Genomic DNA, 23,527 nt, shown 5'->3' on the forward strand with positions numbered 1-23,527 from the left:
CAATCCATGTCCCGTTGGAAAAGGATCGCTTTCCTTGGAGCAAGTGATTCAATGCAGGAAATCAACGCTGTACCACACCGCTTCTTACTTTAAAACATGAATAGCTTCCCATGACCGTAACCTTGCAGCCGAGGGCCTCCAACTCGGAAATGGCGCCTGGGATGAGGACATCGTCAAGGCCCATTTCAATGTCAATGATGAAAAGATAATTGCCAAGGCCCGTTTTCATCGGTCTTGATTCAATTTTGGAGAGATTAAGCTTTCTCCAGGAGAAAGCGGAAAGGACTTGGTGCAGCTGCCCTGAATGGTCGGCTGGAAGCTGGATCATCAAAGTCGTCTTCGCATCTCCTTCAACCGTCAAATGCCCGGCATAATCAACTTCACTGTTGGATACGACGATAAACTTCGTATGATTATGTTCGTAATCATGGATATTTTGCTTGACGATTGTCAGCCCATACTCCGCTGCCGCCATATCATTGGCAATCGCAGCAATGTTGATATCAGGGTTCTCCATCACCATCTTAGCCGCAGCGGCAGTGGAAGTAACATATTCATACGGGATGCCCCTCAGTTCTTTATGTAGGAATTTGCGGCATTGTGCAATGGCATGGGAATGTGAATAGACCATGTCCGGCTTGAAGCCGGAATACGCATGATCCGGATGCACCATATAATGCTGCTGTATCGGAATCGTCACTTCCCCTTTTATCGGCAATGTGACTTCATGGATCAAGTAATCCATCGTTATATTGACCGATCCCTCCAATGCATTCTCGATCGGGACGAGCGCGTGGTTCGCTTCGCCGTCACGGACAGCATCAAGGCAGTCAGGAATCGTGTTCATCGGCATTTTTATGTCATTAGGAAATAGTCGTGAAACAGCTAAATCCGTGAACGTTGCTTTTGGTCCTAGAAATGCAATTTTTTTTGATGTCATATTATAAACTCCTTTTCACGGAAAATCTATTGTTTATGTTATGCCATTTTCTGATTTTTTACAATACTTATTCGCTAATTTCGGAAAACAGCCTGTAGACGTCCCCAGGATGTCTACAGGCTGTTGCAGATTATTGAAATTTGCCCCCGCTGATTGGGACACAGGGCATCCCCTTTCCTCGGGCGGTCCTGGAGGCTCGTGTCCTTTTGCTTTTTTTAGATTAGAAACGCGTCATTGTTCCCCTGCACGAATTTCTTTGGTCTCGCATGAAACCAATAAGCGAACTGTTCGTCCATCTTTTTATAACATAGTTGCCGCCACTCTCAGAATTGATTACAAATAAACAGCCTGTACATCTGAAATGTACAGGCTGTTTTTCATGCGCCATTCCCAATGATTTCGACTTTTTCGACGAACTCCATTTTACGCAGTTTGGTAAGCAGTTCATTAATATCCATCGTCATTCCGCCCGTGTTTAAAGACAGGGTGACATTGGCACGTCCCTGCAAAGGGATCGTTTGATGGATGGTCATGATGTTGCAGCCGGATGATGCGACGAGCCGTAAGAGCTCCGATAGAGTACCGGAACGATCTTCAAGATAGAAGAACAGGGTAATCAGTTTTTCTTTGACAACTGTATGAAACGGAAACACCGTGTCACGGTATTTGTAAAAAGCACTTCTGCTTAGGTCGACACGCTGTACCGCTTCCCAAACTGATTCTGCTTTTCCCCGTTCAATCATTTCTTTTGCATCCAGCGTTTTTTTCATCGCTTCGGGAAGGACATCCTCACGAACGAGGAAAAACTTCTGATCGGCCTTATTCAAACTCTGCACGCCTCCTTTTGCCTGCCGTCATGGCAACTAATCAATCAACAAATTCAAATTCATATTCAAGGATACGGACGATATCACCATTTGTAGCACCTCTTTGACGTAGGCCTTCGTCGACTCCGAATGAACGAAGCTGCCTGGCGAAACGACGGATCGATTCTTCACGGGTGAAGTCCGTCATTTTGAATAGACGCTCGATCTTGAATCCTGATACGGCAAAGCTGCCATCCGATTCGCGTTCAATGTTGAACTCATCCGTCTGTGATGTGTGTTTATAAAGAACACGGTGAATTCCCGTATTTTCTTCTTCATGATCAAGAGGGAACTCAGGTGTTTCTTCGATTTTATCAGCAATTGCATAAAGAAGCTCACGTATTCCGTCACGCGTTACCGCAGAAATCGGGAAGACCGGGTAGTCTTCTTCCAGCTTTTCTTTGAATGCCGCCAGATTTTCTGCTGAGTCCGGCATATCCATTTTACTTGCAACGATGATTTGCGGACGCTCGGTCAAACGCAGGTTATATTCTTCCAACTCTTTATTGATTGTTTGGTAGTCTTCATACGGATCCCTGCCTTCAAGACCAGACATATCGATTACATGAACGATTACCCTCGTTCTTTCAATATGGCGCAGGAATTGATGCCCAAGGCCGACCCCTTCGGAAGCCCCTTCGATCAGACCAGGCAAATCGGCCATGACGAAGCTGCGGTGATCTTCCGTTTCCACCATTCCGAGGTTAGGGACGATCGTAGTGAAATGATATTCGGCAATTTTAGGTCTTGCTGCAGATACGACTGAAAGCAAAGTGGATTTCCCCACGCTAGGGAAACCGACCAAGCCGACATCAGCAAGCAGCTTCAATTCCATGATGATATCGCGTTCCTGGCCGGGTTCACCGTTCTCCGCAATTTCTGGAGCAGGGTTGGCAGGTGTAGCAAAACGGGAGTTTCCACGGCCTCCGCGTCCACCCTTGGCAATAATGGCGCGCTGCCCGTGCTCAACTAAATCGGCAAGGACTTCCTTCGTTTTTTCATCAATGACCACCGTGCCTGGCGGAACTTTGATGATCATATCCTTCGCGGCCGCCCCATGCATGTTTTTGGACATGCCATGCTCTCCGCGGGGTGCCTTGAAATGACGCTGATAACGGAAATCCATCAACGTACGCAAGCCCTCTTCCACTTCAAATACGACATTGGCCCCATTACCGCCATCTCCGCCGGCAGGTCCGCCTTTTGGAATGAATTTTTCGCGACGATAAGCAACTATCCCGTTACCACCGTCTCCGCCTTTTATATAGACTTTCGTTTGATCGACAAACATGCTATCACTTCCTTGTTTTCTGCAAGTCAATTCTTGCTGTATACTTCTCTAAAAATTAATATTCATCTTAAAAAACAGTTCATCTTCATTACATTCGCACAATTCAATCGTTTGCCCATCGGTTAGGGAACGTTCCAAAAACTCCATCACTTCGGATTGGTCAATGAACCGGCCTTGCATATGAAATGAACAGTGCATGCCATTCACTTCTTTTTCTCCCAAGGAAACAGCCAATATATTTTCAAAAGCCGGATCCAGGCTCTTATCCAAAATGGTAAAGTAAGCGGCCGTCCAGCGATACATCAGCTCATCCAAATCGGCAGAGCCTTTAAAAACATCGATGATTTCATATTCGCAATAAAAGGAGCCACTATTCCAATTCGATGTCAGCAGCATCTCGGTGAACTTAGGTAAATTCAAACTGGAGAGGCGTGCTTCATTCTGGGTTTCAACAATGATTTCATCAATGATGCCCTTGACTCGATCGATCCTATTCAACTCGAGGTTCCCTTTGATGATTTGAATTTTGTTCAGCCAATCATGCCTGGTTTGACGCAAGGTTTCTATAGTCGCCCAATTTTTATCCATTATTAACACCTTCAATTATGATAAAGAAACTTTTTTCGGCTCTATCATGTTGAATACTTCCATTTGTACAGTATAACAAAAAAACAACAAACAGGAAATGAAGCTCGATTCACATGCCTTCACATGAAAGCCCCCGTCCAAAAAATACAGCCACACACCCTGAGTTCTTTGGACGATGGTAGAGCCATTTGAACTGGAAAAGAGAATGGGCCTTTTTTATGCACCAATTGGAGATATTACAGTTGTGATGGACTGTCCATTTGAAAGAACAAATGGGATGGATCAGTAATCCGGTTTCCCCCTGAAAGTGTAAGAAAGCCCGCCGGTTGGCGAGCCTTTTGTAAGTCAGAGGTTGTTTTCCTTATACTGATGACTAAAGTCTCCTGCAAAACGCTGGTTATTCATCGAACCATATTATAAATAAAGGGCCGGACCCCTTCTTCACTATATCGCCCTTCCATTATTAAAAATGACCGGTATATAGTTTCTCGTAGAAGGAATCAGACCCTTTTGAGTCAGCCTCTGTTCAAAGATGCCAATTATGCTTCTTGTGCAACTGGATATACGCTTACTTTTTTACGGTCACGTCCGAAACGTTCGAATTTAACAACACCGTCTACTTTAGCGTATAGAGTATCGTCTCCACCACGGCCTACGTTCTCACCTGGATAGATTTTCGTTCCGCGTTGACGGTAAAGGATAGAACCACCAGATACGAATTGACCGTCTGCACGTTTAGCGCCAAGACGCTTAGATTGAGAGTCACGTCCGTTCTTTGTAGAACCTACTCCTTTTTTCGAAGCGAAGAACTGAAGATTTAATCTTAACATTTGTTCCACCTCCTATTGGTTGAGGATAATTTTCATGTATTTACCATAATCACGCTCGATGGTTTGCAGCGATACGAGCATGCCGTTCAAAAGCAGCTGGACCTTCTCTTCGGATTCCGGTGAAATATTCGCCGGAATGGCGCAGCGAAGGTAGCCGCCTTCTCTTCCTTGCTCGATCTCAGGCTTCACGTCCGTTAAGGACATGATCGCATTGACTGCCCCGAAGGAAACAGCCGATACACCTGCACAAACGATATCGGAACCTTTTTTAGCAAAATTAGCATGTCCGCTTAAGGTGAACGAAGCGATTCGTTCCTGCGGAGCATCAAAGACAACTTTAATCATCTAGAATCAGCCCTTACGCGTTGATTGCTTCGATAACAACTTTTGTGTATGGTTGACGATGACCTTGTTTTTTACGATTGTTTTTCTTCGCTTTGTATTTGAAAACAGTGATTTTCTTTTGCTTCCCTTGTTTTTCGACAGTACCTGTTACAGTAGCGCCTTCAACTAGTGGAGCACCGACTTTCACGTCTTCGCCACCTACGAATAAAACTTTGTCAAATGTAACAGTTTCGCCTGCTTCTGCGTTTAATTTTTCAATGTAAACCGCTTCGCCAGCTGCTACTTTAATTTGTTTACCGCCAGTTTCGATAATTGCGTACATACTTGCACCTCCTTGAATGTCTCAGACTCGCCAATCACAGGCGTTCTACCTGAAAGGCAAAAGCTTAGGACCTGTTGTTGAGCGGTTGTAGCACGGGTGCTACAAACATAACAGTAAAATCCTATCATGAAACCGGAATGCCTGTCAATATATTTATAGAAATTCTTGCCCTTCACTTGAAGGCGCCGCTGATTTCCTGAATGCTGCCGAAGCGCTTGATGGAATAGGCATTCATGGAGCCGGGGATAAATGATAGGAATAACCTTTTGCCGATCAATTCCTCCAGTGTCTGCCTGTACGATTCCTTTTCACCGAGCAGCGCATCGGCCACTGCCTTGCTTGCCTCGACCCAGACCGCTTCATCATCTGTCTTCCGATGCTCCAGCAGTTCACGCTCCAGCCGGAAGGCCACGGTTTCCGGGCTCTCGATTTTGCCGCTTCCACTGCAAACCGGACAGGGAACCGTCATCAATTCACTTAAAGATGGCGACGTTCTCTTTCGCGTCACTTGGAGGATGCCCAGATCAGTGAAGCCGATGACCTGGACCCGCTTCTCATCCTTCGCCGTTTCCTTTTTGACGATATCTTTGATTTCCTGTTCGTGTCTTGATTGGGCCATATTGATGAAATCAATCAAGATGATGCCACTGATATTCCTTAGCCTTAACTGGCGGGCGACCTCTTTCGCCGCCGCCTGATTGACGGCAAACAAGGTTGCCTCCTTTGCCACTTTTCCGGTGAACTTGCCAGAGTTGACATCGATGACGGTGAAAGCTTCCGTTTCTTCAAAAATCAAATAACCGCCATTATCAAGCCAAACGATTTTCTTGTTCATTTTCTCCACTTGCGCTTCAATATCCATTTCGGAAAACACATTTTGCGGACCGGGTGCATGGGATATTTCCCACTCCTTATGATTTTCCTGTGCCCATTTCTTCAAGTCACGGCAGGCGTCGAAATCATCGATGACTAGCTGTCCACCAGCCGTTTGGGACATTTCATTCATGACCATCATAAGAAACGTGTCCTTCGCAAGGAGCAGCGCCGGAGCCTTGAGTGTGGCAGCCTTCCGCTCAAGTCCTTTATACTGCTCACGCAATGAAGACAGCCTTTCCAAGAAGACCGCTTCACTCTCATTCTCCATAGAGGTACGGACAATCAATCCCTCATCACGGTTTTTATTTTGCAGGGCCATTTCCCGCCACCGCTTTTGCTTATGCTCATTTTTGAATTTCTTTGAAACACCGACATAATCCATTCCATGTATGTATACGAGGGTTTCTGTGGAAAACTCGATCAGCCCCGTCAATTTAGCCCCTTTTGTTCCTGCCTCATCCCGGCTTACCTGAACGAGCAGCTTTTCTCCCTGACGGACAAATTGCCCGATGGCTGCTTTTCCATCACTGTTTTTTGTCAATTGGTAAGAGGGAAGCTCGTCGCGATGCAAAAAGCCATTCTTCTCTGCTCCATAATCAATGAAGACGGCGTCCATGCCCGGTAATACCTTCGTCACTTTCCCAAGATAAACATTGCCGACCGTACTGCGCTGGTGATCAGGCGTAATGACAAGCTTACTTAACACCCCATCCTCCAATACGGCGATTCTTTTTTCGCGTGAAGCCAGGTTCGCGATCATCTTTTTCATTAAAAAAATCCTCTCCTCAATTTGAAGAAAGGATAACATATTTAATAAGAATATAATAGGTCACCGATTTTCCCATTTGTCATTTTCTCGGAAAAATAGGCATGAAGGATTTCCGTTTCATCCAACGAGCCGCTTTCCTTGCCGTTTTTCATGATGATGACGGGATGTTTGCACCCCCGTTGAAACATTTCCAGCACTTTATAAATCGGTTCTTGTGAATCCACCAAAATCGGCTTCAATTTCGCCAAATCATTCGTATGCCCATAATGACGCTGCAGGAGGAACCGGATAAACGCATAATAGCGCTGCCGCCATTCCATCACGAGTGAGAGACTGATGAAAAAGATGATGAGCCAAATGTTCAAATTGAGCGGATCAAGAATGAGCCAGGTCAAAAAAGCGACAACAGCGAATGCTGCCGAAAAATGAAGTGTGTGTTTCTGTGCTTCGAGGAATGTGCAATATAGCGACACCCCGATGAATAGAAGCCGTCCCCCATCCAAGGGCCAAATCGGCAACAAATTAAAAGCCAGCAGCATCAGGTTCATGTACAAAAAAGGCTGATACAGCTCATAGGAAATAAAAGAAAAGAAATAAAGCAAAAAAGCAGCACCAATGAGCCAAACATGCTGAAGCGGACCGGCAAGCACCACCGCCAAATCCTCCTTCAAGCTTTTGTTGCCATACTCCTCGGTCTCGACAGCCCCCCCAAAAGGAAGTAGCTGGATGGACTTTATCCGCCATTTAAAGTGCTGAGCACAGATGGCATGCCCCATTTCATGAATGAAGACGATGAGCAGGAGCATCAGCATTTCAACGAAATGAGCAGTAAGGATGGCGACGCCAATGACGAACCACAATGTCGGATGCACCCTGATCTTAAGCAGCAATTTCCCATATTCACTCAAATTCGATCACCTTTTTAGGATTGACGAAAGCGTCATTTTCCTTGATGGCTAAATAAAATCTTCCCTTGGAGCCGTCTTCACTGACTGTAACCTGTCCTACTTCATTGCCCTTTTTAACGGTTTCGTACAGCTTTACATCAATCTCTTTCAGCTGCCCATACCAGGATTCACTTTTATTGGCATGCTGAATGACGACCGTCTTTCCTATCCCCTCCTTTTCCCCGGCAAAAATGACGACCCCTTCATTGATTGCCTCCACCTTGGAGCCTTTGCTCGTTTCCAGTATGAGTCCCTCACCGTTTGTCTCGAAAGTTTGGGTTATCTTGGCTGAGGCAGGCTTCGCATAGCCTTCCTTCGAGTCGACCGTTTCCTTGTCCGCTTCCTTCGGCAAAAAAGCGATTGGCTTGCCAAACGCACTTTCGTACCAATTGGAGATCGAAGCGAACTGAAATTCCTTGCTCATGTTTTCCGTCACAAAGCTCCTGGCAGTATCCAGCCGTGCCGAAGGGTGTTTAAACATCACCGCGATGACCAGGAACAGGCAGACACTGACAAGTATTTTAAAGAAGAAATATTCTTTCCTGAAAAGCGGATGATCTTTTTCGGAATATCCATTGAATGAATCAACACCGTACGGTTCATCATTGTTGATCTCCGTCCAACTTCCGTTTTCAATCGGACTATCATTAAACTTACGTCTCTTGGCGATACGATTGCGGATATCTTTCCTGCGATCATCCATACAGAATCCCCCCTGCTCTTGTCAAAACGCTATATTACAACGTATGAGCAACTTGTCCTGACTATGACCGAGAAAGGATTTTAGAAATAAAATAAATATTTCCAATGAAAATCAGGTGAAAACTCAAAAAATACAAGGTTTTTTCGAAATGATTGATGAAATCGGACAATTGGGGCAAAAATCCGATTGATATTGTTCCCGAAAATTTGTTATAATAAAGTGGTTTTAACATTATCGAGGGGGAACATTTTTTTATGTCAATCGAAATAGGCAGCAAAGTACAAGGTAAAGTAACAGGTATCACTAATTTTGGAGCATTCGTAGAATTACCAGGAGGCTCGACAGGTCTTGTGCATATCAGTGAGGTAGCAGATAGCTATGTAAAAGACGTCAATGACCATCTTAAAGTAGGCGACCAAATTGAAGTAAAAGTGATTAGTGAGAAAGACGGAAAAACTGCCTTGTCCATCAAAAAGGCTATAGATAGACCCGAAGGGCAAACCTCTTCTTATACCAAACGCCCACCACGCCAAGGGGATAGCCGTTCTAAAGATTTTCGTTCAAAAGGTAATTTCCAGCCAAAGGAAAATTTCGAAGATAAAATGGTTCGCTTTTTAAAGACTAGTGAAGAAAATTTATCGACTCTTAAACGCAGCACTGAATCGAAGCGCGGCGGCAGAGGCGGAAGACGCGGATAACCCATCTGCATTTTTCAACCATATGGATAAGGCAAGCCAAGAACGCCGGCTTGCCTTTTTTATATATGCGGAAGCAAAAAAAAGCGGGAGCATCAAGTGCTCCCGCTTCCAGAATCCAATTCAATTGGCTTACCAAGCAATCGTAATCAAGCCAGAGGTCAAGTCACCGAAAAAAAACCTAGCGCACGCTAAAGAATTTTTTCAATTTGGACATGAAGCCCTTCGGTTCGATGCCGATAGGCGACAAAGGTACGGATTCACCAAGAATCCTGCGGGCTATGTTCCGATAGGCAAGTGAGACTCTATTGTCTGGATTATAGGCGATCGGTTCCTTTTTATTCGCAGCCACAATGACCTGGTCATCGTCGGGAATTACGCCAATTAAATCGATTTTAAGAAAATCGGTAACGCCGTCGATATCCATTTCTTCATCTTCATGAAGCAAATGGCCGCGTATCCGGTTGATGATCAATTGGGGCGGTTCGATTTGCTCCTCTTTTTCAAGCAAGCCAATGATGCGGTCTGCATCCCTGACAGCAGGTCTCTCCGCCGTCGTAACGATGATTGCCTTGTCTGCACCGGCGATGGCATTCCTGAAGCCCTGTTCAATGCCTGCGGGGCAGTCAATGAGGATATAATCATAGTCCGGCTTCATATCGCTTATGAGCTTCTTCATTTGCTCCTCATTCACAGCAGATTTATCACTATTTTGTGGAGCCGGAAGCAAATAAAGCAGATCCTCGAAGTGCTTATCTTTAATAAGCGCTTGATGTATCTTGCAGCGCCCTTCGACCACATCGACCAAATCATAGATGATCCGATTTTCCAACCCCATGATCACATCCAAGTTCCGAAGACCGATATCCGTATCAATCAAGCAAACCTTTTTGCCTAGAAGAGCTAAAGATGTTCCCAAATTGGCGGAGGTAGTCGTTTTCCCGACACCACCCTTACCGGATGTTATAACTATTGCCTCTCCCACGATTAGAGACCCCCTTCTAATCTATTTAAATTAGGTCTATATTTCTTTAATACTTGCAGTTTATCGATGATGATATTTTCTTCTTCATCCATGAAGGCACATTCCAAATCATGTCCCCATTTCGTATATTCGTCAGGAGATAAATTGACTTGTCCGGCAATGCGGAGCTGGGCAGGCTTCATGACCGAGGCCGCTATTATGGCCTCGTTATTCCCCTTGTAGCCGGCATGGGCTATTCCCCTGAGCTGTCCCATGACATATATGCTGCCACCCGCGCGTACCGTTCCATCCGGATTGACATCCCCGATCAAAAGTAAATCTCCGGGAACTTCAAAAACCTGTCCAGATCTTATCACCTTGGTTACGGTCGTCACTTGGTTTTCGTCTTTCCAGCGGTTCGCTTCATCCTTTGTCAGGACATTCGAAATCATCTCATCTACGAAAAGCTTTTTCTTTTTGTGGATGACTTCTTTAATCATTTCTTCTTGTTTATCATCAAGATAGCGGTTCCCTGTATGTACTTTAACGGAAATGGACGGGTCATTTTCTTGAAACTGATAGTTTGCCGAAAGCTTCGCTTCTAACTCTTTCAATAATTCGGAAAATGAGCAAGAATCATCGAGATGAAGCATAAACCCGTCTTTTGTTCCCTTAATCATGACATTTTGCTGAATTCTTTTATTCATGACGTTTGTTTCACCTCAATGAAATATAATTCGACATAGGAAAACAAATTTCCTTTTTCTATGATCCCGGAAAGGAGAAAATACTTTCCTGCCTGCTCTCGGACATTGAAACGTTATTCCGCGTCTCCTTGCAAATCAAGCTTTTCAAATATTCTCTTTAAAGGATAGCAGCTGACGATGATGAATGCGAGGTTCAATAACAAGGTCGGCAGCAATCTCCTTTTTGCGAATTCACCGAATGGCATATCGGCGAAAGAAAGGATGGTATTCATCTGAAAGATGACCAGCTCTAAAACGGCCGTGAATACAAAAGCCGTCAAACAGGCAATCAATATATTATTTTGCAGGATTTTCATGCATTTTGAAATCAAGTAGGCAAGAAAAGGAAGCAGGAACATATAGATCCCCAAGATTTCCGTATACACGACATCATAGGTCAATCCAAGGATGGCCCCATAAAGCATGCCCATTTTCCTGGAGCCGTACATGGTCAGGAAAAAAATGAAAATCATCATGAAATGGGGAACCAGGATTTTATCGTCCCCGAATGTATCACCAGCAAATAGCTGCGCGAAGATGCTTTCAAAAACAAAAAAAACCAAGGCTATAAAAGAAAGGATGAATTGTTTCACTCCACTTCATCCTCCCCATCGCTTTCATCCGCTACCCCGCCAACTTCACGTTGAACGACCATAACATTATTTATATCGTATAAATCCGTGGCAGGTTCGATATACGCCGTCTGATTCAGTCCATATTGATCCACTTTGACATCAACCACTTTTCCGATCAATAGACCTTTAGGGAAGATCCCTCCATAACCGGAAGTGATGACCGTAGAACCCTTCTTGATTTTTTTATCATATGGAATCCGTTTCATTAACAAAAGGTTCCTTTTATCATCGAATCCTTCGATCAAACCGTATGCTTTATCACCTTGGACGATCGCCGAGACACGGTTGGCTTTATCGATCGAGCTTAAGAGCTGAACAGAAGCCGTGAAATCAGTCGCCGATTTAACCTTGCCCACAAGCACATTGGACTTGATGACCGCCATATTCTTTTCTACCCCATTACGCTTTCCTTTATTGATCGTCAGCATTTCATTCCAACGGTCAGGATTACGGCCGATGACCGTCGATTGAATCGATGAATACTTCCGGAGGTCATCTTCTTTTTTGAGGTTATCGCGAAATTCATCATTTTCTTCTTTTAAATCCTGAACTTGGGTTTTCAATAATACATATTCATCCAAGCGGGCCTTCAACTTTTTGTTTTCATCGTATGTATGCTGAAGATCTTTTAAGCCCCCTACAAAACCTGTTATACCCGATACTGGCTTATTAAACACATTTCCAACCCAGCCTGTCGTGTCTTTCAGGAATTGCTCCGGCCATGTCAACTCTTCTCTCTCCTTTAAGGAAAAACCGATCAATGCCACGAGAACGATGATACTAACGAGCAAGAGAAGGAGCTTTTTATTAAAAAACTGTGGCATGATAATTGCACCTCTATCTAAAAATCTAAAATCTCAACACTTAAAATCCTAATACTTAAAATTTTTACGTCTAAAATCTTAATATCAAAAATGCGTTTCCTGTGCTATCGGGTCATGAAGCGCTTGAACATAAGAAAAACCGGCTCAAAATTGCAACCTTTTGTTGAGCCGGCTCCTATTTGAGAAGATATGCTTATCGGGAATCTCTTGATTTAGTTTTGAATAAATGAATGTGGTCCAACGCTTTCCCCGTGCCGATCGCGACACAATCAAGCGGATCTTCGGCGATGATCACCGGCATTTGCGTTTCTTCGCTGATGACTTTATCCAAATTACGCAGCAAAGCGCCTCCGCCCGTCAACACGATGCCTCTGTCCATGATGTCAGCGGCCAATTCAGGTGGTGTTTTTTCAAGTGTGTTTTTCACGGAATCCACAATCGCAGAAACTGTATCGCCTAATGCTTTCGAAATTTCATCTGCTGTAATTTCAATCGTCTTCGGTAGACCAGTCAATAAGTCACGGCCGCGAATTTCCATGTTATCGACGCCTTCCGTGTCACCGGCAGAACCAATTTCCATTTTGATCGCTTCAGCAGTACGCTCACCAATCATCAAGTTGTAGTTTTTGCGTATGTAAACGATAATGGCATCATCCATTTCGTCACCAGCAATGCGGATGGATTGGCTTGTAACGATTCCGCCAAGGGAAATGATCGCCACTTCCGTCGTACCTCCGCCGATATCCACGACCATGCTGCCTGTAGGTTCCCAAACAGGAAGGTCTGCACCGATCGCCGCTGCAAACGGTTCTTCGATAGGGTATGCATCACGTGCACCGGCTTGTCTGGCAGCATCGATGACAGCACGCTGCTCAACTGCCGTTATTCCAGAAGGCACGCAGATCATGACATATGGCTTGTTACCGAATACACCCTTTTTTTGAGCTTCTTTCATATAGTACTTCATCATGGTAGCCGTCGTTTCATAATCGGCAATTACCCCATCTTTCATCGGACGAAGGGCAACCACGTTTCCTGGTGTACGGCCGATCATGTTCTTTGCATCATTCCCGACTGCAACGATTTGCTTTGTATCGGTTTGAACCGCAACAACCGATGGTTCGCGAACTGCAATCCCTTTTCCTTTCACATATACGAGTGTGTTAGCCGTTCCTAAATCAATCCCTATATCTCTAGCGCCTATTCCAAACATTGGTATCTCCCTTTCGTAAACAAAAATGCCTTTTTTTATAAGTTCAACATGTAATTTGTCGTTTTTTGACAATAAGAGTTTTGAAAAAGTTTCCTCTTTTAAAAATCATAAACAATATTATATCGTATCGTCAAAAATTTTGATAGTGTCATAAATAACCTTTTTCCTTCAAACTAACATATTTATGCTCCCCGATAATGATGTGGTCCAATACCTCGATCCCGATAATTCTACCACATTCGACTAATCTTTTCGTCACTTCAATATCTTCTCGGCTAGGAGTGGGGTCTCCGGAGGGGTGGTTATGAAGACAGATGATAGAGGCGGCAGACCTTCTGAAAGCTTCTTTAAAAACCTCTCGGGGGTGCACGATTGAAGCATTGAGGCTGCCGATGAAGACTGTTGTTTTTTGAAGCACTTGATTTTTCGTATTTAAATAGAGGCAGACGAAATGTTCCTGCGACAAAAACCGCATTTCCTCCATGCAGTAATTGGCCCCGTCTTCAGGGGAACGAATCACATAGCGATCTTGATCATTCAATCGATTGATCCTCCTGCCAAGCTCGACTGATGCCAGAATATGAATTGCCTTCGCTTCACCTATTCCTTTGATCCCGGTCAATTCCTCCACGGTAGCTTCTTTTAACAGACGCAGGCCTTTGACGGAATTGATGAGCCTGCCAGCTAGTTGCAGTACGGATTCTTCCCTTGTTCCCGTTCTCAATAGCAGCGCAAGCAATTCCTGGTTGGAGAGGCTTTGCGGCCCGTCCTCCAGAAACCGTTCGCGCGGTCTCTCTTCTTTTGGGTAATCCCGTATTAACATTTTTTCACTCAAAACATCCGCCCTCCCATAGAATGGGAGATGCCAGAAGAGATCTATCAGCCTAAGTCCGCCTGCATCGACTTGAGCTCACGGGCCAATCTTGAAACCGGAAGCCCGACGACAGAGAAATAGTCCCCTTTGATTTGTTTGACAAGCAGGGATCCGTATCCTTGTATCCCGTAGCCGCCAGCTTTATCAAAAGGTTCCCCGCTATCCAGATAACGGTCGATTTCAGCTTCTGGCAGCTCCCAAAATGTCACTTCCGTTTTTTCCGCGAACACTTTGCAATGCTCACCGAATAAGATGGCAACACCCGTATATACATCATGTGTCCTGCCAGATAACATCTCCAGCATCCTTTTTCCATCCGCTCGGCTTGTTGGCTTGCCTAATATCCTTCCATCAAGGACGACAACCGTGTCCGAACCGATTACCCAGCGTTCCTGATACGCTGCTGCAATGGCTTTCGCTTTACGCGAGGCAAGCTCTTTCACCGCAGCATCCGGACACATCGTATCATCAATACTTTCATCGACATTGGAATTGATGCTTTCGAAGGGGATTTGTAGAAATTGCAGAAGTTCTTTGCGACGTGGTGATGAAGAAGCTAAAATCAATGGCTGCATAATTAAAAGGTCACCTTTCTTTACATAGGGAGATACATATCTATCCTATCAAATTATTATGCAATCCACAATTATTGTTTACTAGGAATCGACAAATCTGGAGAAGTATTTCCCGGAAAATAAAAAAAGCTGTCACCTGACAGTTTCTTGATGGGGAGCTTGTCCGGTTGGATAGCTCCCTGTACTCGTCAGTTAACTTGCTGAACTTTGGTAACTCGATAAAAATTCCAGAAGGCTTCCTTGTGCCTGCAGTAGCTTGTCTTCCTTTTTGGAAAGCTCAAATTCGGCGATCGACTCTGCCGCAGCAGACAGGTCAGCATTCATTTTCGATAACTCTGTCGACACTTTCGCCGTTTTCAATTCATTCAGGTTTTTCTTCAGCGCTTCTCTGTTCACTGTCGCTTCCTTACCGCGAAGCTTGGCAGCGGATATTTCCGCTAACGAAGCATATACATTCTTCATCTTGTCGAGAGTTTGCTCATCTCCTCCATTTTTTACAGAGCCTTCCAAATTGATTTCCTTCCAATATACATCCACATCATAGGATTTCAAGAATAAGGCCAGCTCCTTACTTGAAGCTAGACTCTCTGCGGAACCCAGGAATAAATAATAGCTGTCTTCCACTTTGAAAATTTCAGCGGGAACCTTCTTTTCCAAAATTTTCTTTTGTATTTGCTTAGCCGCATCCTCGCTGCTGAACACTCCTCCCTGAACAAGGAATGTCTTCAACTGGTTCCCATTCTCCTTCACTGCCGCTTTTTTATCCTCAACTGGAGCCTTCGTTGAAATGGGAGTCTCGACTGATGGAACCGCGGCTTTTTCCCTGGTGATCGTTTTAACGGCAATCAAGCCAAGAATCGACCCAAAAAACACGGCACAAATGACGGCGATCAAAAATGTTTTAATCGGCCTATTTCCCGAGCCTTTTCGTGAGCTGGCACCAAAACCGATAAGCTTCGGCATTTTCTTCTTTGGAGGTGAAGGGACCAATACAATCTTGTTCTCATTCATTTCATCAGGAAGTATCCATTCGAAACTCTCATCTTGTTGCTCCTGCTCTTCACTCGCTGCCTCTTCGCTTTCCATTCTGCCATTATCGGCAAACACTTTTTCTTCCCCATTAATTTTAATCGTGACACCTTTGCTTTTTCCTGACTTGCCCACTTTTTTTCCTCCTCTCCTAATCATTTTTTTCATCCTATCATAGTGCAAAAAAAAAATAACAAGACTTTTGTCGTCTTGTCATTAATAGGTTTCGTCAAATTTCCCTTTTGCCGGCTACTGGATTACACGGCACTCCGAAGTGACTGGTACTTCTGGTTCATTGCCGCATCATTATCCGTGCCTCACCAATTACGAGCCACTCCGATTCTTCATTTTCACCTGTAAGCGAATGGGGGAAATTCACTAGCTTTGCTTACAGAGGGGAATTGTGACAAATTCCCACTTTTATGGAATGGTCCTTTACGCTCATCTTAGGAAGCTTGCGTACAAATGCACAATGTGATCGCCCCAAAAATAAGCCGTCAATGTCCCAAAAACGATGTACGGGCCGAATGGTATGACGGTTTTCTTTTCTAGGACGCCGGTGAGCATACCGATGATGCCAAGGATCGCCCCATAAAAGCTCGCAAAAAGAAAGGACAATAGCATCAGCTTCGTTCCCAGTGCAAATCCTATCACGGCAAACAGTTTGATGTCCCCGCCGCCCATACCGCCCTTGCTCACTATGGCAATCAAGAGAAGCAGACTGAAGCCCATCAAGGCCCCAGCTATTGAATCCCACCATGGAGACAGCGGGAATGATACTCTCAGCATAATGAAAATCACCATAAAGAAAAGTAGGATTTTATCAGGTATGAGCATATAAATCACATCGGATACCAAGATGATCATCAATAATGAGATCAAGGTCCAGCAAATAAGAAGCTCGTCAGACCAGCCTAGGACTAGTGGTGCAGAGGCAAATAATGTGCCAGTCAGCAGTTCCACGACTGGGTATATGGGGGATATTCCAGCTCTGCAGCCCCGGCATTTACCGCCCTGCAGCATATAGGAAATAACCGGTATCAGCTCGAAGGACGTCAAGGTACGCCCACAGGAGGGGCAAGCGGAGCGACGGTTCACAAATGGCTGACTTACCGGAACACTTAAACCGACAACGTTAAAAAATGAGCCCAAAACTAAACCAAGGACGAAGAGATAAATATGGATACTTATCATATATGTATTCTGCACAAGGAATTCATCTGTACAGGCTCCTTCATCAGCACGTTCCATTCCTTTGCCAGGATATTCATTGTACAATGCCCGCTACGGTACTTCATCGCCAATCATCTCCCCGTATATCATTCTCCTCCATGCCTTCCCTTCTGTAAAAATCCCCATCCTCTATTGATTCCAGTCATCTACAAACAATATATAAGCATATTTTAACAAATATACTAGATGTTAGCTGACATTGACTTCATAATAAGCCAAGGAATCCGGCAACGATCCTTTGCTGCTGCGCACATTTCCTTCACGCCAACGGGATTAATCTTTCCCGAACCAGATCAGTCATTCAACAGACAGGAATGTTTTCACAAATGAAAGGAAATGCAGGGAACCGGTGATGACAAGAATCTCCTTATCCCCTGTCTTCCGCCTTCCTTCCGTTATGGCCGCCTTCCAATCCTTGATTAACTGTTTATTCTCTTGATGAGCTGCTTCAAAAAGCTCCTGCGCATCGGCGGCCCGATCATGGACGAATTCGGTAACGATGACCTCAAGCGCATCTTTTTCAAGTTCATGCAGCATCTTGGCATAATCTTTATCCTTAAAAGAGCTGAAAACGAATCGGTACTTATATTCAGGGTAATGCACCTTCAGCGCATCCACGAGTACCTGAATGCCCGCAGGATTATGGGCACCATCCATGATCACCAAAGGATCTTTGGAAACCATCTCAAAACGGCCATCCCATTTCGCATCCGCTATTCCCTTGCGGATGTTTTTTTCATTGATACGTTCAAGGCCAATCAGGACAGCAGCAATGGCCAATGCAGCATTCTCGATTTGATGCTGGCCCAACATGTTCATATCGATATGATCGATTGTCCCATTTTCATGCGTAAGCGAGAAACTTTGTTTGCCTTCGCTTATCTCGACATTTGATACATGAAAATCCCTGCCTAATTGGTAATACGGAGCACCGACTGCATGCGCCTTATCTTCGATCACGTCCGCCGGTTCTTTCTCCCTCACTCCGCTTATGACCGGCGCCCCGTTTTTAATGATGCCCGCCTTCTCTGAAGCGATTTCAGCCAGTGTATCACCGAGGATATTCGTATGCTCCAATGAAATCGAGGTAATGATCGATAGTAGCGGCTTGATGACATTCGTTGTATCCAGCCTGCCTCCAAGCCCGGTTTCCAGTAAGACCAGATCCGGCTCTTTTTTGCTAAAATAAGAAAACGCCATGGCTGTCAGTATCTCGAATTGGGTGGGACCACTGCCAGCAAGATCCATCTCTTGGATGGACGGCCACATTTCCATGAACACAGCGATGAAATCCTTATCGCTGATTTCATCCGCATTTATCTTTAGCTGCTCATTCATGCGGCTTAAATACGGGGATGTGAACGAAGCGACCGTGACCCCTTCTGCCAACAGGATTTCTTTCATATACTGCAGCGTCGATCCTTTGCCATTCGAGCCGGCAATATGAATATACGTTAACCCTTCATGCGGGTTGCCTAATTTCTTTAATAATGCTTCCATGCGGGACAGGCCGAAATTCATGCCCAGCCGAACTTGGCGTCGTTCAAAAAAATGATTGATTTCTTTCATGGTCATTGCCATTAATCATCGAGCCTCCTCTATCTTTATACCGCTCTCATGCGTTAAGATTATTTTATCAATATATGAACGATTAACCTAGATGAAAGGTAGTGTTATTTCATGAAAACTTCTGACCTCCACTGTTGGATCGTCGTGAATGGCTATTTACAGCATGATAAATTTTCCAGCTTAGCTTTGTTCATTCAAGACTCGGCTGAAAGACAAAAGATCAAAGCAACCTTAATCCGTAATTCGGACCTTATTCCAGTCATAGAAAAAGGGGTTCCCCTGCTTAAAGGAGCGTTTGAAATGCTGCCTGATTTTGTGCTGTTCATGGATAAAGACATTCATTTGGCACGCCATTTAGAGTTGCTTGGCCTTCCGGTATATAACAGCAGTACCGCCATCGACATTTGCGACAGCAAAGCAAAAACCCATCAAGCCTTAGCGGGGCATGGCATACCGATGCCAAAGACCATCTTTCCCCCTTTCACATACGAAGGTATCGAAAGGGTTGATATGGATGTGTTTAAACAAATCGGGAGCGAACTGGGATTTCCGCTCATCGTCAAAGAATCATACGGTTCTTTCGGGGAACAAGTTTATTTGCTCCAAACTGAGGAAGAGCTTCTGATGACGATCCGTCAACTTGGCCACAAACCCTTTATCATCCAGGAATTCATCAGGCACAGCAAAGGACGGGACATTCGTGTCAATGTCGTCGGCGATCAAGTCGTCGCTGCGATGCAACGACATTCCGAGCACGACTTCCGAGCGAACATGACTGCTGGAGGCAAGGCCGTACCCTACACGCCCACGAAGGAGGAAGCCAAACTGGCGATTCGCTGTGCAAAGCTTCTCGGCGCCTCGTTTGCCGGGGTCGATTTGTTGTTTGGGGAAGATGGCCCGCTTTTGTGCGAGGTCAATTCTAATTCGCATTTACTGAATATATATGAATGCACTGGCATCAACATCGCTGACAGCATGTTTGAGCATGTGCTCAACAATTTAGGAAAAGGGAGTACGACAGATGAAAAAACAAGCAGGTTGGCTGATTTATAAACGCGAGGATGCCGCAAAAAATAAAGGATACATAGATTGGATGCTAGACGAGGCAAATACGCTCGATCTTGATTTGCATATATACCACCGTGAGGATCTTAGGATCGGCCATCGCTTCAATGAACTATATGTCGAGCATATGTTGGGGCCCCTCTCCTTGCCAGCCTTCGCCATCGTGAGGACCATCGATCCTTTTTTCACGAGGCAGCTGGAACAAATGGGGATTGCTTGCTTCAACTCCTCTTTCGTATCCGAAATGGCGAATGACAAAGCCAAGACGCATCAGCATTTATCAGCTCTGGGAATCCCAATGACCGATACCGTATATTGCAACGGAAGGCCGACTTCCAAAGATATGGAATTCCCCTTCATCGCTAAAGAAACAGGGGGACGCGGCGGGAAGCAGGTTTATTTAATCGAGAATAACGCCGATTTGGCCCAGTTGAATGATGGAAATTGGATTGTCCAAAAGCCCGGGCGGTTCGGACAGGACATCCGTGTCTTTGTAGTAGGCAACCAAGTGCAGGCAGCCGTGCTCCGCGAATCTGCATCCAGCTTCAAGGCGAATTATACATTAGGCGGAACAGCTTCTTTATATGAGCTGACTTCACACGATTTAGCGCTTGTTGAAAAAGTTATCGAAGCCTTTGATTTCGGCCTGGTCGGCATTGATTTCATTTTTGCCAAAGATGGCAGCCTGATGCTCAACGAAATCGAGGATGTCGTGGGCAGCCGGACGTTAAGTGCCTTAAGCGACATGAATATTGTCAGGGAGTACCTCACATTCATCAAAGAAAGAATCTCTTCCTTTTAGGACGCTGGAGAAATAAAAAGGATGAACCAGCAAAAGCTGAGTCCATCCTTTTTGTTTTACAGTTGTTTCAGTTCATTGATTCTGTGGATCACGGAGTCGCGTTTCTCGCTATAGTCTTTTTCTTTGGCCCGCTCTTCTTCAATGACGCTTGCTGGCGCCTTCTTCACGAAGCCCTCGTTACCCAATTTTTTCTGCACCCGTTCCACTTCTTTGTTAAGTTTGTCGAGTTCTTTTTCGAGACGTTTCACTTCTTCGTCAATATTGATCAGTCCTGTAAGCGGAAGGATCAACTCCACTCCGGTTACGACAGCTGTCATCGCCTGAGCTGGCTCTTCAACTTCGATTCCGATCGTCAATTGTTCAGGATTACAGAAACGCTCGATATAACTGCTGTTTTTCTGCAGTGTCGTCAAGATGGATTCGTCCTTCGCTTTTAAAATCAAATTGATTTTTTTGCTTAGCGGCGTGTTCACCTCAGCCCGGATGTTACGGACGGAGCGAATGATTTCAACAAGCAGCTTCATTTCCTCGGCTGCAGCCGTATCCGTCAATTCTTCGTTCACTTCCGGCCAAGCGGCAACAGTGATGGATTCCCCTTGATGAGGTAGGTTTTTCCAGATTTCTTCTGTGATGAATGGCATGAAAGGATGCAGCAGCCTCATCGTGTTATCAAGCACATAAGCCAAGATTGAACGTGTCGTTTTCTTTGCCGCTTCATCTTCCCCGTATAATGGAAGCTTCGCCATTTCGATATACCAGTCACAGAAGTCATCCCAGATGAAGTTATAAAGCACACGGCCGACTTCACCGAATTCATAACGGTCCGCGAGCCTCGTCACGTTCGTGATCGTTTCATTCAAACGTGTCAAAATCCATTTATCGGCTACGGATTTCTCGCCGCTTAAATCGATTTCATCATATGTCATGCCATTCATGTTCATTAAAGCAAATCGGGATGCGTTCCAGATTTTGTTCGAGAAGTTCCAAACCGCCTCGACCTTTTCCGTGCTGTAACGAAGGTCCTGGCCTGGTGAGCTGCCGGTCGATAAGAAGTAACGCAAGGAATCGGCGCCGTATTGATCGATGACATCCATCGGATCGACCCCATTTCCAAGCGATTTACTCATCTTGCGTCCCTGTTCATCACGAACAAGACCGTGAATCAGCACATCTTCGAATGGACGTTCACCCGTGAACTCAAGAGCTTGGAAAATCATCCTTGACACCCAGAAGAAGATGATGTCATAGCCCGTAACAAGTGCACCGGTCGGGTAGTAACGTTTGAAATCGACACTGTCCGCATCTGGCCAGCCCATCGTCGAGAACGGCCATAAAGCCGAGCTGAACCATGTATCCAGAACATCCGTGTCTTGTTCCCAGTTCTCCGCATCAGCAGGCTCCTCATGTCCTACATACACTTCACCTGTTTCTTTATGGTACCAGGCCGGAATGCGGTGGCCCCACCATAGTTGACGCGAAATGCACCAGTCACGGATATTTTCCATCCAGTGTAAGTATGTTTTTTCGAAACGGTCTGGAACGAAATGGACTTTTTCATCATCGGACCCTTTTTGAAGTTCAACCGAAGCATCAGCAAGCGGCTGCATCTTAACGAACCATTGCGTGGACAAATAGGGCTCGACAACAGCTCCGCTTCTCTCTGAATGTCCGACTGAGTGCAGGTGATCTTCGATTTTGAAGAGTACACCCTCTTCCTGAAGGTCTTTGACGATTTGTTTACGGCATTCAAAGCGATCCATGCCTTCATATTTACCAGCCTTTTCATTCATCGAACCATCTTCATGCATGACGAGGATGCGCTCCAAATCATGACGGTTGCCGATCTCAAAGTCATTCGGATCATGTGCCGGAGTGATTTTCACCGCGCCGGAGCCGAATTCCATATCGACATAATCATCACCGACGATCGGGATTTCCCTGCCCGTGATCGGCAGGCGGACCATTTTGCCGATCAAGTGTTTATATCGATCATCTTCAGGGTGTACAGCAACCGCCGTATCGCCAAGCATCGTTTCCGGACGGGTTGTGGCTATTTCGATTTCACCCGGGCCGTCCACTAAAGGGTATTTCATATGATAGAACGCACCTTGAACATCCTTGTAAATGACCTCGATATCGGACAGCGCCGTTTTCGTTGATGGATCCCAGTTGATGATGTATTCGCCGCGGTAAATCAAGTCCTTGTTATAAAGGGAAACGAATACTTCGCGGACCGCTTTTGAAAGCCCCTCATCAAGAGTGAAGCGTTCACGCGTATAATCAAGCCCAAGACCTAGCTTTGACCACTGTTCGCGGATATGGCTGGCATATTCTTCCTTCCATTTCCATGTTTCTTCAACGAACTTTTCACGTCCAAGGTCATAGCGGCTTACGCCTTCAGCACGTAGTTTCTGTTCCACCTTCGCTTGCGTCGCGATACCGGCATGGTCCATGCCCGGCAGCCATAATACATCATACCCCTGCATCCTTTTCATGCGCGTCAATATATCTTGAAGCGTCGTGTCCCATGCGTGGCCAAGATGCAGCTTGCCTGTCACGTTCGGCGGCGGGATGACAATCGTATAAGGTTCTTTTGTATCGTCACCCGTCGTTTCAAAAAACTTCCCATCCAGCCACCATTTATAGCGGCCTTTCTCTATTGTCTGCGGATCATATTTGGTCGGCATCGAAATCTGGTTCTCTTCCATATCATTTCCTCCTTTTTGGGCATAAAAAAAACTTCCATCATCATAAAAGGACGAAGGAAGTTGTTCGCGGTGCCACCTTTTTTCCGAAAAAGAGAAATAATCCCTTTCGGCTCTCAAA

General features: G+C 45.2%; 24 protein-coding genes and 2 other annotated features (1 of these 26 cut by a window edge). Of the genes, 3 read left to right on the plus strand and 21 right to left on the minus strand.

All coding sequences use genetic code 11. The annotated features are described in order from the left end of the window. Positions 1-61: 61 nt before the first annotated feature. From pheA to ABE28_RS16355, 10 genes are all read right to left on the minus strand, one after another. Positions 62-940, minus strand: coding sequence for a prephenate dehydratase (pheA, locus tag ABE28_RS16310; protein WP_064465869.1), 879 nt, complete (start codon positions 938-940; stop codon positions 62-64). 377 nt (positions 941-1,317) lie between these two features. Then, positions 1,318-1,767: an ACT domain-containing protein gene (locus ABE28_RS16315; protein ID WP_061143471.1), complete on the minus strand. Its 450-nt coding sequence runs from the start codon at positions 1,765-1,767 to the stop codon at positions 1,318-1,320. 40 nt (positions 1,768-1,807) lie between these two features. Next, positions 1,808-3,097: a GTPase ObgE gene (gene obgE / locus ABE28_RS16320; RefSeq protein WP_064465870.1), complete on the minus strand. Its 1,290-nt coding sequence runs from the start codon at positions 3,095-3,097 to the stop codon at positions 1,808-1,810. Positions 3,098-3,145: 48 nt separating this feature from the next. Beyond that, positions 3,146-3,685, minus strand: a complete 540-nt coding sequence (locus ABE28_RS16325; protein ID WP_064465871.1) for a Spo0B C-terminal domain-containing protein — start codon at positions 3,683-3,685, stop codon at positions 3,146-3,148. A 539-nt stretch (positions 3,686-4,224) separates the two neighbouring features. After that, on the minus strand, positions 4,225-4,515 hold the full coding sequence (gene rpmA / locus ABE28_RS16330) for a 50S ribosomal protein L27 (protein WP_034308845.1): 291 nt from the start codon (positions 4,513-4,515) through the stop codon (positions 4,225-4,227). 12 nt (positions 4,516-4,527) lie between these two features. After that, positions 4,528-4,860, minus strand: a complete 333-nt coding sequence (locus tag ABE28_RS16335) for a ribosomal-processing cysteine protease Prp (protein ID WP_064465872.1) — start codon at positions 4,858-4,860, stop codon at positions 4,528-4,530. A 13-nt stretch (positions 4,861-4,873) separates the two neighbouring features. After that, positions 4,874-5,182 (minus strand): 50S ribosomal protein L21, encoded by a 309-nt coding sequence (gene rplU, locus ABE28_RS16340; protein ID WP_034308849.1) that lies wholly within the window; start codon positions 5,180-5,182, stop codon positions 4,874-4,876. Between the two features lie 13 nt (positions 5,183-5,195). After that, positions 5,196-5,279 (minus strand) — a sequence feature (ribosomal protein L21 leader region). 75 nt (positions 5,280-5,354) lie between these two features. Next, positions 5,355-6,827: an Rne/Rng family ribonuclease gene (locus ABE28_RS16345; protein ID WP_064465873.1), complete on the minus strand. Its 1,473-nt coding sequence runs from the start codon at positions 6,825-6,827 to the stop codon at positions 5,355-5,357. A 41-nt stretch (positions 6,828-6,868) separates the two neighbouring features. Beyond that, a complete protein-coding gene (locus tag ABE28_RS16350) occupies positions 6,869-7,735 on the minus strand; it encodes a M50 family metallopeptidase (protein WP_064465874.1) in 867 nt (288 codons plus the stop codon). Then, positions 7,728-8,477 (minus strand): M23 family metallopeptidase, encoded by a 750-nt coding sequence (locus ABE28_RS16355; RefSeq protein ID WP_064465875.1) that lies wholly within the window; start codon positions 8,475-8,477, stop codon positions 7,728-7,730. Before ABE28_RS16355 ends, ABE28_RS16350 begins: the two co-directional genes overlap by 8 nt. Before the next feature lie 254 nt (positions 8,478-8,731). Here ABE28_RS16355 and ABE28_RS16360 point away from each other — a divergent pair, with 254 nt between their 5' ends. Then, positions 8,732-9,175: a S1 domain-containing RNA-binding protein gene (locus ABE28_RS16360; protein WP_034308861.1), complete on the plus strand. Its 444-nt coding sequence runs from the start codon at positions 8,732-8,734 to the stop codon at positions 9,173-9,175. A 178-nt stretch (positions 9,176-9,353) separates the two neighbouring features. Here ABE28_RS16360 and minD read toward each other — a convergent pair whose 3' ends face one another. From minD to ABE28_RS16410, 10 genes are all read right to left on the minus strand, one after another. Further along, a complete protein-coding gene (gene minD / locus ABE28_RS16365) occupies positions 9,354-10,157 on the minus strand; it encodes a septum site-determining protein MinD (protein WP_064465876.1) in 804 nt (267 codons plus the stop codon). Between the two features lie 2 nt (positions 10,158-10,159). Beyond that, the gene (gene minC, locus ABE28_RS16370; RefSeq protein ID WP_064465877.1) at positions 10,160-10,843 is read right to left on the minus strand and encodes a septum site-determining protein MinC; all 684 of its coding nucleotides are present in this window, start codon (positions 10,841-10,843) and stop codon (positions 10,160-10,162) included. Between the two features lie 113 nt (positions 10,844-10,956). Continuing rightward, positions 10,957-11,475, minus strand: coding sequence for a rod shape-determining protein MreD (gene mreD, locus ABE28_RS16375; RefSeq protein ID WP_064465878.1), 519 nt, complete (start codon positions 11,473-11,475; stop codon positions 10,957-10,959). Then, a complete protein-coding gene (gene mreC / locus ABE28_RS16380) occupies positions 11,472-12,341 on the minus strand; it encodes a rod shape-determining protein MreC (RefSeq protein WP_064465879.1) in 870 nt (289 codons plus the stop codon). Before mreC ends, mreD begins: the two co-directional genes overlap by 4 nt. 193 nt (positions 12,342-12,534) lie before the next feature. Further along, on the minus strand, positions 12,535-13,554 hold the full coding sequence (locus tag ABE28_RS16385) for a rod shape-determining protein (RefSeq protein ID WP_064465880.1): 1,020 nt from the start codon (positions 13,552-13,554) through the stop codon (positions 12,535-12,537). Between the two features lie 148 nt (positions 13,555-13,702). Beyond that, complete coding sequence (radC, locus tag ABE28_RS16390) at positions 13,703-14,377, minus strand: RadC family protein (RefSeq protein WP_064466135.1); 675 nt, start codon at positions 14,375-14,377, stop codon at positions 13,703-13,705. A 56-nt stretch (positions 14,378-14,433) separates the two neighbouring features. Continuing rightward, on the minus strand, positions 14,434-15,003 hold the full coding sequence (locus ABE28_RS16395; RefSeq protein WP_064465881.1) for a Maf family protein: 570 nt from the start codon (positions 15,001-15,003) through the stop codon (positions 14,434-14,436). A gap of 192 nt (positions 15,004-15,195) precedes the next feature. After that, the gene (locus tag ABE28_RS16400; protein ID WP_064465882.1) at positions 15,196-16,167 is read right to left on the minus strand and encodes a hypothetical protein; all 972 of its coding nucleotides are present in this window, start codon (positions 16,165-16,167) and stop codon (positions 15,196-15,198) included. A gap of 306 nt (positions 16,168-16,473) precedes the next feature. Next, on the minus strand, positions 16,474-17,226 hold the full coding sequence (locus tag ABE28_RS16405; protein ID WP_180320013.1) for a prepilin peptidase: 753 nt from the start codon (positions 17,224-17,226) through the stop codon (positions 16,474-16,476). Between the two features lie 336 nt (positions 17,227-17,562). Then, positions 17,563-18,846 carry a bifunctional folylpolyglutamate synthase/dihydrofolate synthase gene (locus tag ABE28_RS16410; RefSeq protein ID WP_064465883.1) on the minus strand — a complete coding sequence of 428 codons (1,284 nt, stop codon included), beginning with the start codon at positions 18,844-18,846 and terminating at the stop codon, positions 17,563-17,565. Between the two features lie 99 nt (positions 18,847-18,945). Here ABE28_RS16410 and ABE28_RS16415 point away from each other — a divergent pair, with 99 nt between their 5' ends. Beyond that, a complete protein-coding gene (locus ABE28_RS16415; RefSeq protein ID WP_064465884.1) occupies positions 18,946-19,887 on the plus strand; it encodes an ATP-grasp domain-containing protein in 942 nt (313 codons plus the stop codon). Beyond that, positions 19,856-20,701, plus strand: coding sequence for an ATP-grasp domain-containing protein (locus tag ABE28_RS16420; protein WP_064465885.1), 846 nt, complete (start codon positions 19,856-19,858; stop codon positions 20,699-20,701). Before ABE28_RS16415 ends, ABE28_RS16420 begins: the two co-directional genes overlap by 32 nt. A gap of 56 nt (positions 20,702-20,757) precedes the next feature. Here ABE28_RS16420 and ABE28_RS16425 read toward each other — a convergent pair whose 3' ends face one another. After that, complete coding sequence (locus tag ABE28_RS16425) at positions 20,758-23,409, minus strand: valine--tRNA ligase (protein ID WP_064466137.1); 2,652 nt, start codon at positions 23,407-23,409, stop codon at positions 20,758-20,760. 43 nt (positions 23,410-23,452) lie between these two features. Beyond that, positions 23,453-23,527, minus strand: a binding site (T-box leader); it runs 156 nt beyond the window's last position.

It is taken from the genome of Peribacillus muralis (assembly GCF_001645685.2).
Lineage (GTDB): Bacteria > Bacillota > Bacilli > Bacillales > DSM-1321 > Peribacillus > Peribacillus muralis_A.